This window comes from Nocardia sp. NPDC001965 (assembly GCF_053594175.1).
Map to the genome: position 1 here is coordinate 227247 of NZ_JBSFDZ010000009.1, position 12420 is coordinate 239666.

A 12420-nucleotide genomic window follows, 5' to 3' on the forward strand; every position below is an offset into this window, starting at 1 on the left:
GTATCGGTCCCGCCGCGCCTGTCGCACCCCGGTCGTGTGTGGCCGCCCGCACAGGGCGGGAAGTAGGGGGACACCGTGACGGAGGTGCACACTAGGCTGGAATCCATGTCTGCCTCCCGCTCCGCCGAGTTCGATACCACCTTGCTCGACACTCTCACCAGGCGTGTCGTGATCGGTGACGGTGCGATGGGCACGATGCTGCAGGCCGTGGACCTCACTCTCGACGATTTCCGCGGGCTGGAGGGCTGCAACGAGATCCTCAACGACACCCGCCCCGAGGTGCTGCGGCACATCCATCGCTCCTATTTCGAAGCCGGCGCCGACGCCGTGGAGACCAACACCTTCGGCTGCAATTTACCGAACCTGGGCGACTACGGGATCGCCGATCGGATCCGGGATCTCTCCGAGAAGGGCACCCGGCTGGCTCGTGAGGTCGCCGACGAAATGGGCGCGGGTCCCGACGGGGTGCCGCGCTATGTACTCGGCTCGATGGGCCCGGGTACCAAACTCCCCACCCTCGGCCACGCGCCCTACGCGGATCTGCGCGATGCCTACACCGAGGCCGCGCTCGGCATGCTCGACGGCGGCGCCGACGCGGTCCTGATCGAGACCTGTCAGGATCTGCTCCAGGTCAAGGCCGCCATCACCGGCACCCATCGGGCGATGGAACGGGCCGGGCGACGGATCCCGATCATCACCCACGTCACCGTGGAGACCACCGGCACCATGCTGGTGGGCAGCGAGATCGGCGCCGCGCTCACCGCGCTCGAACCGCTGGGGATCGATCTGATCGGCCTCAACTGCGCGACCGGCCCGGACGAGATGAGCGAGCATCTGCGGTACCTGTCCCAGCACGCCCGTATCCCGGTATCGGTGATGCCGAACGCGGGGCTGCCGGTCCTCGGTGCGAACGGCGCCGAATATCCGCTGACCCCGGAGGAGCTGGCCGCGGCCCTGCGCGGTTTCGTCGCCGATTACGGCCTGGCCCTGGTGGGTGGCTGCTGCGGCACCACTCCGGAACATATCCGGCAGGTGGCCGAAGCGGTCCGGGAAGTCGAAAGCGGCCTGGCACCCGTCGGGCAGCGCCGTTCGCCCGAACCCGAGCCCAGTATCTCGAGCATGTACACCGCGGTGCCGTTCCGGCAGGACGCGAGCGTGCTGATGATCGGCGAGCGCACCAATGCCAACGGTTCCAAGGCGTTCCGCGAGGCCATGCTCGCGCAGGACTGGGCGAAATGCCTGGACATCGCGAAGGATCAGACCCGCGACGGCGCCCATATGCTCGATCTCTGCGTCGACTACGTCGGCCGCGACGGTAGCGCCGATATGTCGGAGCTGGCCTCCCGGCTGGCGACCGCGTCCACGCTGCCGATCATGCTCGACTCCACCGAGACCCCGGTGCTGCGCGCGGGGCTGGAACATCTGGGCGGGCGCTGCGCGGTGAACTCGGTGAACTACGAGGACGGCGACGGCCCCGATTCGCGGTTCCAGCAGACCATGGCCCTGGTCGCCGAACACGGCGCCGCGGTGGTCGCGCTGACCATCGACGAAGAGGGCCAGGCCCGCACGGCCGAGCACAAGGTCGCCATCGCCGAGCGACTCATCGCCGATATCACCGGCAACTGGGGTCTGCACGAGAGCGACATCATCATCGATACCCTCACCTTCACCCTGGGTACCGGGCAGGAGGAGTCGCGTCGCGACGGCCTGGAGACCGTCGAAGCCATCCGGGAGCTCAAACGCCGTCACCCCGACGTGCAGACCACGCTGGGTCTGTCGAATATCTCGTTCGGTCTCAACCCGGCCGCCCGGCAGGTCCTGAACTCGGTGTTCATGCACGAATGTGTGCAGGCCGGCCTGGACAGCGCCATCGTGCACGCGTCGAAGATCCTGCCGATGAGCCGGATCCCGGACGAACACCGGGAGACGGCCCTGGACCTGGTCTACGACCGCCGCCGCGAGGGCTACGACCCGCTGCAGAAACTCATGCAGCTCTTCGAGGGTGTCTCCGCAGCCGATTCCCGGGCCTCCCGGGCCGACGAACTGGCGGCGCTGCCGCTGTTCGATCGCCTGGAGCGGCGCATCGTCGACGGTGAACGTGGCGGTATGGAAGCCGATCTGGACGAGGCGATGCGGGAGGTGCCGCCGCTGAAGATCATCAACGAGACACTGCTGTCCGGGATGAAGACCGTCGGCGAGCTGTTCGGGTCCGGGCAGATGCAGTTGCCGTTCGTCCTGCAGTCGGCCGAGGTCATGAAGACGGCGGTCGCTTATCTCGAACCGCATATGGAGGCCACCGACGACAGCGGTAAGGGCCGCGTCGTCCTGGCCACGGTCAAGGGCGATGTGCACGATATCGGGAAGAACCTGGTGGACATCATCCTGTCCAACAACGGCTACGAGGTGGTGAACCTCGGGATCAAGCAACCCATCGCCACCATTCTCGACGCAGCGCTGGACAAGAAGGCCGATGTGATCGGGATGTCCGGGCTGCTGGTGAAATCCACCGTGGTGATGAAGGAGAACCTGGAGGAGCTCAACTCCCGTGGAGTGGCCGACCAGTTCCCGGTCCTGCTCGGCGGTGCCGCGCTGACCCGCTCCTATGTGGAGAACGATCTCACCGACGTCTACGAGGGCGATGTGCACTATGCGCGCGACGCCTTCGAGGGCCTGCGCCTGATGGACGAAATCATGTCGCGTAAGCGTGGCGGCGGTCCCGACCCCGACAGTCCGGCGGCCGTCGCCGAACGGAAGAAGGCAGCCGAACGCAAGGCGCGCCATGAGCGTTCCCGTCGGATCGCCGAACAGCGCCGGGCGACCGAGACGCCGATCGAGGTACCCGCCCGGTCGGATGTCGCCGCCGATGTGCCGGTGCCGGTGCCGCCGTTCTGGGGGACCCGGGTGATCAAGGGTCTGCCGGTGCACGAGTACTCCGGACTGCTGGACGAACGGGCGCTGTTCCTCGGCCAGTGGGGGCTGCGCGGCCAGCGGGGTGGCGACGGGCCCAGTTACGAGGAACTGGTGGAGTCCGACGGCCGGCCGCGGCTGCGGGCCTGGCTGGACGAGCTCAGCACGCAGGGTGTGTTGCAGCACGCCGCGGTGGTGTACGGGTATTTCCCGGCCGTCTCCGAAGGTGACGATGTCGTGGTGCTCACCGAACCGGAACCCGATGCGCCGCAGCGTCACCGTTTCACCTTTCCGCGGCAGCAACGCGACCGGTTCCTGTGCATCGCCGATTTCATCCGTTCCCGGGAGCGCGCCCGTGAGTCCGGACAGGTGGATGTGCTGCCCTTCCAGCTGGTCACCATGGGGCAGCCGATCGCCGATTTCGCCAACGAACTCTTCGCCGCGGACAACTACCGGGATTACCTGGAGGTGCACGGTATCGGTGTCCAGCTCACCGAAGCGCTCGCCGAGTACTGGCATCGGCGGATCCGGGAGGAACTCACACTCGACGGTCACGCGATCGCCGAGACCGATCCCGCCGAGGTCACCGATTACTTCAAACTCGGGTATCGCGGTGCGCGCTATTCGTTCGGCTACGGTGCCTGCCCGGATCTGGAGGATCGCGCCAAACTGGTGGATTTGCTCGACGCCGGTCGGCTCGGGGTGACCCTGTCGGAGGAATTGCAGTTGCATCCCGAGCAGTCCACCGACGCCTTCGTCCTGCTGCATCCGGAGGCGAAGTACTTCAATGCCTGAGTCCGGGTAAACCTTCCGGGTGTGTGATTGTCGTCACTCATCGGTGTATCCGGCCGATCCGTCCTGGCCCCGTAAACGAAAAATGCAGGTGAGCGGGGTTCGGCGGGATCGGTAAACCCCTACTGCCCGCGCGGCTTCCAGGTGCCGGAGCGTAGGATTTCCGGGAATTTCCGCTGAGGTTCCCGGCCGAATCAGGTGTCCCGACAATGTTGTCGGGTAGTTCGGCCATGCCGTGCCGGAGCGGAGCCGTAGGCAGCCGCCTGTGACGCGCGGAGTGCTGGAAGACTCGGCGGCGAACAGAAGGGGCCACGACAGAGATGACCAAGGATCGGCTGATCGCCGGACGGTATCGGCTCACGGATCCCATCGGCACCGGCGCCATGGGTGTGGTGTGGCGGGCACTCGATATCCGGCTTCAGCGCACCGTCGCGGTCAAACAGGTGCTGCTCGGGCCCAACCTCACCGAACAGCAGACCGCGGAGGCGCGGAAACGGGCGCTGCGCGAAGGGCGTATCGCCGCCCGCCTGCACCACCCCAACGCCATCTCGGTGTTCGACGTCGCCGACGAGGACGGCCAGCCGTGGCTGGTCATGGAATACATGAACGCGCCGAGTCTGGCGAGCCGGTTGAGCCTGGACGGCACCATGGGGCCGCTGGAGGTCGCCGCTCTCGGTGCCCAGGCGGCGGCCGCCCTCGCCGCCGCACACGACGCCGGAATCGTGCACCGCGATGTGAAACCGGCGAATCTGCTGGTGGGCGACGACGGTACGGTGAAAATCACCGACTTCGGTATCTCCCGGGCTACCGGCGATGTCACCGTCACGGCCACGGGGTTCCTGGCGGGGACCCCGGCCTACCTCGCCCCCGAGGTGGCCCGGGGTGAGCAGCCCATACCCGCTTCCGATGTGTTCGCGCTGGGATCCACGCTGTACCACGCGCATACCGGCCGCCCGCCCTTCGGCGACGGCGACAATCCGCTGGCGGTACTGCACGCGGTGGCCGGTGGGCAGGTCGAACCGCCCGCCGGAGCGGGCGCGCTGGGACCGGTGCTGATGCGGCTGCTCGCGACCGAGGTCGCGATCCGGCCCACCATGCACGAGGCCCAGGTCATGCTCGAGGATGTGGCGGCCGGCCGGACAACGCTGCCGGTCGAACCGGAGCAGCCCGCTGCCACGAAGATCCTGCCGGCCGATCTGGCCGCGCCCGCCCCGACCGCGGCGGCGGATACCCCGGTCGCGGCGCCGGTTCCGCCGCCGGGCGGGACTCCGCCGGCCTTCCGTGGTCCCCGCCAGGGCTCGGTCGGTCCCGCACCCGCCGGTTCCGGGCCCGCGGCCGCCGCGTCGCCCCCGCCGCCTGCCGCCGGTGGATCCGGGAAGCGCACCAGGACGGCGCTGCTGGCGGGTGCCGCCGCGCTGGTCCTGGTGGTGATCGCGGGCCTGGTGCTGGCGAACCTCACCGAGGGCGGCGACGCCGAGGATCCGGCCGCGCTCGCTCCGGGTACCTCGCAAGCGCTCACGCCGGATACTTCGGAAACCGATACCACCACGACCCGGTCGACCATCACCACTGCGGCGCCGACGACCCCGGCCGAGACCGGCCCGCCGACACCGGCCAAGGTGGAACAGTTCGTCCGCGGCTATTACGGCCAGCTACCCGGTAACCCGTCCGCGGCCTGGGCTCAGCTGTCGCCCGCCTACCAGGCCACCACCGGTGGTTATGCCGAGTACACCCGCTTCTGGTCGGGTATCTCGGCCGTGAGCGTCGGTGCGGTATCCCCGGCGGGCAATGGTTCGGCCGTTGCCACGATCACGTACACGATGAGTAACGGTTCGACGCAGTCGGAGAGCCGATCGTTCCAGGTGGTGCCCCAGGGCGGGCAACTGGTGATCACCGCGTCCCAGTTGCAATGAGCCGGCGGGTGCGGATCCGGCAGCGTGGTGGGCCCGGGATGCCCGGGCGGTTCGGTGGCGGCGTGGGCCGGTACCGCGGATGCCGGGCGGCCGGTGAGCCGATCGCCCGCGCTCGTCTGGTGCAGATACCGTCGGGCGACGGTTTTTCGGGCGCCGCGCCGGGCGTCGGGGCAGGGGAGATGAACCACCGCGACGAAAGGCCTCACGTATGAGCCCGCTGGCCGCAGTGCTGTGGGATATGGACGGCACCCTCCTCGATTCGGAGAAACTCTGGGATATCGGGGTCCGGGAGCTGGCCCGGGAGTTGGGCCGGGAGATGACCCAGGAGATCCGGCACGCGCTGATCGGGGCGTCCGGTGCGAACGCGTTGCGGATCATGTTCACCGAACTCGGTCTGCCGCCGGAGCCCGAGGCCGTCGCCGAGGCCGGGCGTTTCCTGGAGGCGCGGGTCACCGAACTCATGACCGGGCCGATTCCGTGGCGACCGGGCGCGGTGGAGGCGCTGGAGATGGTGCGTGCCGCGGATGTGCCCTGTGCGCTGGTGACCAATACGAAGCGGTCGCTGACCGAACTGGCGCTCGAGACACTGGGGCGCGACCGGTTCGATGTCTCGGTCTGCGGTGACGAGGTGCCGCACGGGAAACCGGATCCGGCGGTCTATCTCCGGGCGGCGGAACTGCTGGGTCTCGAGCCGGGCGATTGTGTGGCCGTCGAGGATTCGGTCACCGGGGTGGCGGCCGCGGCGGCCGCAGGCTGCGGGGTACTGGTGGTCCCCTGCGAGATACCGGTGCCGGCCCACCCGTCGAGGGTGCACCGGGAGAGCCTGATCGGGTTGTCACGAGCCGATCTGGACGAGGTGTTGCGGATCGGCCGCGCCGTCGCGGCGGGGGACGCGACCGCATTCTGACGCGAAGCGGCTCGCGCAACGCGCCCCGAATCATCCGATCATGGGCTGCTTTTCGCGAAGGTCGTCTCGAAGACGGTGAAGGCTGACAATCCGGGCCCGCGAACGGTGTTGTGTATCAACAAGACCGAACGGTCCGTGACCGGACTCACCCGCTATCTCCGGCAAACACCGGGCGTGTCGCAGACAGTCCGACAACAATATCGCTATGGCCGCCACGGTGACCTTGGACGAAATCGTCGACACTTCCCGCTACCCGCTCGCGGAGCCCGGTGCGCCCGGCTGGCGCGCCGCCGTCGCGGCGGCCCGGGCCGATCTCGCCGAGGACGGCTGTACCGTCCTGCGCGAGTTCATCCGGCCCGAACTACACGCCCTGCTCGCGGAACAAGGCGAGCAGATGGCGCCGCACGCCTACTACCGCACCGAGCAGGTCAACGCATACAACATTCCGCTGGACAGCGATTTGCCCGACGGCCATCCGGGCCGGATCGTGTTCGAACGCGGTAACGCCTTCGTCGGACGGGACCGGATTCCCGCCGACGCGCTCATCCAGCGCCTGTACACCGACGATCTCTTCCAGCGCTTCCTCGCCGACTGCTTCGGCCGGGACCGGCTCCACGAATTCGCCGACCCACTGGCCGGCCTGGTGCTCAATGTGGTCGCACCGGGCCAATCGCATCCGTGGCATTTCGATACCAACGAATTCACGGTCAGTATGCTCACCGCCACCCCGGAATCGGGCGGAGTGTTCGAATACTGTCCGGGCATCCGCTCCCCGCAGGCCGAGAACCTGGCCGATGTGCACGCGGTATTGACCGGGTCCGGAGACCGCCTGGTGCGGCGGCTGGCGCTGCGGCCCGGCGATCTGCAGCTGTTCCAGGGCCGCTTCTCGCTGCACCGGGTCTCCCCGGTGGCGGGTGCGGCCGCGCGGCATACGGCGATCTTCGCCTACAGCGACCGCCCCGGTGTCATCGGCACCGTGGAACGCACCCGTCAATTGTTCGGGCGGGTGCTCACCGAGCATTTCGCGGCGGCCGATGCCGTCCGAGGTGACCGGCTGCTCGATTGATCGACGCGATCGAGCGGATACAGCCCGAGGAGAGGAACACCACGTGCCAGTTCCGTTGCACACCACCGGGAAAGCTTCCTTCGACGATATCTACTCGAGACCCGATCCGCGCGACTACTACGCCCGGATGTCGGAGCTGGACTACCGCATCCCGGAACTGGCGAAACCGCATCTGCGCAAGCAGATCGCCGAGTATCGCGCCGCTACCGGCGCGGCGCCGAGCGTGCTCGACATCGGCTGCTCCTACGGGGTGAACGCGGCGCTGCTGCGGCTGGACACCACCCTCGCCGAACTGGCCGATTCGTACGCGGACCCGGATATCACCACCGACGAATTCGTCACCCGGGACCGCGCCCGGCTGGCCGGCGCCGAGGCGCTGCCGGGAGTGCGGTTCATCGGTATGGACGCCTCCGCGCCCGCGCTGGAGTACGCCCACGCGGCGGGGCTGCTCGACGCTGTCGTGCACGCCGACCTCGAGGTCACCGACCCCACCGACGCCCAGCGGGCGGTCCTGGCCTCGGCGGATCTGGTCGTCTCGACCGGTTGTATCGGCTACGTCACCGAGAAGACGATCGTGCGTATCGCGACCGCCCATCCCGAACGGCGTCCCTGGATGGCGCACTTCGTGCTGCGCATGTACGGTTTCGGGCTCATCGAGGCGGAACTGGCGGCACTGGGGTACCGCACCGAGCGATTACCCGGCGAATTCGCCCAGCGCCGTTTCGCCTCGGCGGCCGAGCGCGAGCAGGTGCTCGGTAGGCTGGCCGGTAACGGGATCGATACGACCGGCCTGGAGGACGAGGGTCGGCTGTATGCCAATCTCTATGTGTCCCGGCCGCTTTCGTCGCCCACATCCACCGAATAGCCCGCCGGGCGCGACCCGACGACCGACGACCGAACCGGAGAACGACTTGACCGAACCCACCTTCGCCGCCGAGGACCAGCTGCCGCGGGTCCCGCTGCCGACCCTCGAGGACAGCTGCGCGCGTTTCGTCCAGTGGTGTACGCCCCTGCTGACTGCCGAGCAGCTGGCCGTCACCGAGGACGCCGTCGCGGATCTGCTGCGTCCCGGCGGTCCGGGCCGCGTCCTGCACGACGCGTTGCGCGAATACGACGAGACCCCGGGCGTGGGTAGCTGGCTCGACCGGTTCTGGCCGTCGCGCTATCTGGGCCGGCGGGACCGGATCGCGCTGAACGCCAACTTCTTCTTCCTGTTCCGCGACGACACCGCATTGGCGAGTTCGACCACGGCGGACCAGGCCGAGCGTGCCGCCGCCCTGGTCACCGCCGCGGTCGACTACAAACTGGCCCTGGACCAGGAAGCGATCCCGCCGGTCACCCAGCGCGGGCAGCGCCTGTCCATGTGGCAGAACAAGTACCTGTTCTCCGAGACCCGGATCCCGGGCACCGAACAGGACACCGTGCGGGTGCCCTACAGCGACGCGGAGCCCGGGCCGTCCACGGCCCGCCATATTCTCGTCCTCCATCGCGGGTCGATATTCCGACTGGAAGTCGTCGGCCCCGAAGGCGATCCCTATGCTTTCGAGGATGTGACCGCCGGTCTGCGGAGCATCCTGAAATCCGCCACCGAACCGGCCCCGGCGGGTACCTCGGTCGGACAACTGACCACCGCGGCCCGCGCCGAGTGGGCCCGCGCCCGCACCCGGCTGCTGAGCGATCCGCACAACGCCGCGGCACTGGACACCATCGAAACCGCGCTGTTCGCCGTCTGCCTCGAGGATTTCGCCCCGCGCGACGATCTGCACGCCGCGGATACGCTGCTGCACGGTGACAGCGCCAACCGGTGGTTCGACAAATCCGTATCGTTCATCGTCTTCGCCGACGGCCGGGCCGGAATCAATGTCGAACACTGCGGACTGGACGGCACCACCATCCTGTCCTTCGTCGACACCCTGCTGGAAACGTCCGTCGCCGACCACGCCCAGCGTTCCGGCGCCCGGGGGCAGGGCCTGCCGCCGTCCGAACAGATCGAGTTCCGGCTCGACGTGGAGCAGCAGGCCGAAGTGGTGGCGGCCGGTGCCGCGTTCACGCAGTACGCCGCCGACAACGCCACCACCACCGTATCGTTCGCGGATTTCGGCACCGCGCGCGCCAAACAGCTCGGTATCTCCCCGGATGCCTTCGCTCAGCTGAGCTACCAGCTCGCGCACCGGCGCAGCAAGGGCCGCACCGGCGCCACCTACGAATCCATCGCCACCAGGCAGTACCGCAACGGTCGGACCGAGGCGATGCGTGTGGTGACCCCGGAGATGGTGGCCTTCGCCGACACCCTGCAGGACCCGGCGGCCGATACCGCCGCGAAACTGGCCGCCACCCGCGCTGCCGCCGCCGCACATGTGGAACGGGCCAAACAGTGCCAGTCGGGTGCGGCCCCCGAACAACACCTGTGGGAACTGGAGTGGATCCAGCGGCGCCGGGGCGCCGAGCTCGGGGTCATCGAACCGATCCCGCTGTACAGCAGCCCGGGCTGGACCGTCATGCGCGACGACTATCTCAGCACGAGCTCCGCGCCGTCGGTGAACATCAGCTACTTCGGATTCGGGTCCACCAGCCCGAAGTGCATCGGCATCGCCTATGTACTGCTGCCCGACCGGTGGAACCTCTACCTGGCGACGCCGGCGGCCGTCGCCGACGAGATGCACGCCTTCGCCGGACACCTGCGCACCGCCGTGGCCGAACTGGAGGCGCTGCTCTCCGAAGCCTGATCCGGTTTCCTGCACTCCGCCCCGGGTGCGCGCCACCATGGTGCTCACCCGGGGCTGAGTCTTGCCCGGCGGTTGCGGCATGTCTCGATTCCGAAGCGACGAAGCGTTGTGTAGTCGGCCTGTCATGGATCGATCCGCAGCGAGACCATCGCAAACTGAGCCTGCTCGTCATGCCCCTGGGCGTATGAGCATCGTGTACCGGCAGAGTCCCGCTCCACCCACGCCGACCGAGGCGCACCCGGCGAACCATCCGTCTACTTCTGATGGTCGACCTCGGTGGCCGGGGCCCGCCCCGGTTCTGGAGCGACGGAGCGGGGGAGCGAAGCGGAGGAGCGCAGGAGTGAAGAACCGGGGTCACGAGGGCCCCGACACGCGACGCCGGAGGCGGCGCCATGAGCACAGCCCCGCGACGCCGGAGGCGGCGCCGCGAACACCGTCTGAAACAATGACCTGCCGTGAAGACTTTCGAGACCCTGTTCGCCGAGCTCCAGGATCGCGCAACCACCCGTCCCGCCGGGTCGGGCACCGTCGCCGCGCTGGACGCGGGCGTCCATACCCAGGGCAAGAAGGTGCTGGAGGAGGCCGGTGAGGTGTGGCTGGCCGCCGAACACGAAGGCGACGAAGCGCTCGCCGAGGAGATCTCGCAACTGCTCTACTGGGTGCAGGTGCTGATGGTGGGCCGTGGGCTGCAGCTGGAGGACGTCTACCGACATCTGTAGACGCCCCGACCATCCCTTCCAGCCGAAAGGACCAGCCATGCTGCGCGTCGCAGTACCCAACAAGGGCGCACTCTCCGAATCCGCGGTCGCCATTCTCACCGAGGCCGGTTACCGCAAACGCACCGACTCTCGCGACCTCACCGTGCTCGACCCGGCCAACCAGGTGGAATTCTTCTTCCTGCGACCCAAGGACATCGCCATCTATGTCGGCTCCGGCGAACTCGATCTGGGCATCACCGGACGGGATCTGTCGCTGGACTCCGGCGCCCCCGTCGAAGAACGACTCTCACTCGGATTCGGCGGCTCGACCTTCCGCTACGCCGCCCCGCAGGGCCAGGACTGGAAGGTCGAGGACCTCCAGGACAAACGGATCGCCACCTCCTACCCGAACCTGGTACTGGCCGATCTGTCCCGGCGCGGAATCGAAGCCGAAGTGATCCGCCTCGACGGCGCCGTCGAGATCTCCATCCAACTCGGCGTGGCCGACGCGATCGCCGACGTGGTCGGCTCGGGCCGCACCCTGCGCCAGCACAACCTGGTCGCTTTCGGGGATTCGCTGTGCGACTCCGAAGCCGTCCTGATCGAACGGGCCGGCTCCGACCAGCGCGATCGGGCTCGTAACCAGCTGATCGCCAGGGTCAAGGGCGTGGTGTTCGCTCAGCAGTACCTGATGCTCGACTACGACTGCCCGAAGAGCTTGCTGGATCGGGCAGCCGAACTGACCCCCGGCCTGGAATCGCCGACGGTAGCCCCGCTGGCCGACCCCGGCTGGGTCGCGGTGCGGGCGCTGGTGCCGCGCCGCAAGGGCAACGAGTTGATGGACCAGCTGGCCGAACTCGGCGCCCGGGCGATTCTGGCCACCGATATCCGTTCCTGCCGCGCCTTCTGAATCTATGGCGCCGCCTCCGGCGTCGCGGGGTCGGGGCCCTATTAACCCCGGTTCTTCACTCCGCCGCTCAGTCGCTGCGCTCCTTCGCTCTGTCGCTCCAGAACCGGGGCGGGCCCCGACCACACATGCCGGCCATTCGGGAGTAGGTACATGGTGTGGATAAGCATGCCGACGATCCGCAGTAGCAATAGACAGGGGTTCGCATGCCGACCCACCCGGAGTAGCTGAACTCCCGGGTCCGCATGCCCACCATCCGACAGCAGAACCAAATGCCCGCATGCCGACCCGCACACACAGCGGGTCCGCATGCAGACGAATGTCGAATGCCACCGCAACCCGCATGCGTCGAGTTTTACGAGACACCTCCAAGGGTTGAGGCCCGTCTCGCCGTTTCGGCCTCGAAAGCGCATGAGCCGAAGGCTCGAGTCTCGAGGCCGAAACGGCGAGACTTCGGGGGCCTCGACCCCGCGCGCGCCAGCGCGCCAAAAACACAGCACCTTC

At 68.1% G+C, this 12420-nt stretch carries 8 protein-coding genes; all 8 read left to right on the forward strand.

Annotation, left to right across the window (positions count from 1 at the left end; translation table 11 throughout):
• Positions 1-105 precede the first annotated feature (105 nt).
• The 8 genes from metH (at position 106) to hisG (ending at position 11919) form a co-directional block, all read left to right on the forward strand.
• Entirely contained in the window at positions 106-3702 is a 3597-nt protein-coding gene (gene metH / locus ACWCPQ_RS16335; protein WP_449899332.1) for a methionine synthase, read from the forward strand.
• A 317-nt stretch (positions 3703-4019) separates the two neighbouring features.
• Positions 4020-5612 carry a serine/threonine-protein kinase gene (locus ACWCPQ_RS16340; protein WP_449899335.1) on the forward strand — a complete coding sequence of 531 codons (1593 nt, stop codon included), beginning with the start codon at positions 4020-4022 and terminating at the stop codon, positions 5610-5612.
• 208 nt (positions 5613-5820) lie between these two features.
• Positions 5821-6519 (forward strand): HAD family hydrolase, encoded by a 699-nt coding sequence (locus ACWCPQ_RS16345; protein ID WP_449899338.1) that lies wholly within the window; start codon positions 5821-5823, stop codon positions 6517-6519.
• Between the two features lie 205 nt (positions 6520-6724).
• Entirely contained in the window at positions 6725-7585 is an 861-nt protein-coding gene (locus tag ACWCPQ_RS16350; RefSeq protein ID WP_449899341.1) for a HalD/BesD family halogenase, read from the forward strand.
• 43 nt (positions 7586-7628) lie between these two features.
• Positions 7629-8450, forward strand: a complete 822-nt coding sequence (locus ACWCPQ_RS16355; RefSeq protein WP_449899343.1) for a class I SAM-dependent methyltransferase — start codon at positions 7629-7631, stop codon at positions 8448-8450.
• Positions 8451-8496: 46 nt separating this feature from the next.
• A complete protein-coding gene (locus ACWCPQ_RS16360) occupies positions 8497-10311 on the forward strand; it encodes a choline/carnitine O-acyltransferase (RefSeq protein ID WP_449899344.1) in 1815 nt (604 codons plus the stop codon).
• A 455-nt stretch (positions 10312-10766) separates the two neighbouring features.
• A complete protein-coding gene (locus tag ACWCPQ_RS16365) occupies positions 10767-11030 on the forward strand; it encodes a phosphoribosyl-ATP diphosphatase (protein WP_449899346.1) in 264 nt (87 codons plus the stop codon).
• Between the two features lie 37 nt (positions 11031-11067).
• Positions 11068-11919 carry an ATP phosphoribosyltransferase gene (gene hisG / locus ACWCPQ_RS16370; RefSeq protein ID WP_449899347.1) on the forward strand — a complete coding sequence of 284 codons (852 nt, stop codon included), beginning with the start codon at positions 11068-11070 and terminating at the stop codon, positions 11917-11919.
• The last annotated feature ends 501 nt before the right edge of the window (positions 11920-12420 follow it).

What these genes read in the sequence shown, in the direction of transcription:
- metH (WP_449899332.1), top strand. Translation starts at nt 106, where the DNA reads ATGTCTGCCTCCCGCTCCGCCGAGTTCGATACCACCTTGCTCGACACT.
- ACWCPQ_RS16340 (WP_449899335.1), top strand. Translation starts at nt 4,020, where the DNA reads ATGACCAAGGATCGGCTGATCGCCGGACGGTATCGGCTCACGGATCCC.
- ACWCPQ_RS16345 (WP_449899338.1), top strand. Translation starts at nt 5,821, where the DNA reads ATGAGCCCGCTGGCCGCAGTGCTGTGGGATATGGACGGCACCCTCCTC.
- ACWCPQ_RS16350 (WP_449899341.1), top strand. Translation starts at nt 6,725, where the DNA reads ATGGCCGCCACGGTGACCTTGGACGAAATCGTCGACACTTCCCGCTAC.
- hisG (WP_449899347.1), top strand. Translation starts at nt 11,068, where the DNA reads ATGCTGCGCGTCGCAGTACCCAACAAGGGCGCACTCTCCGAATCCGCG.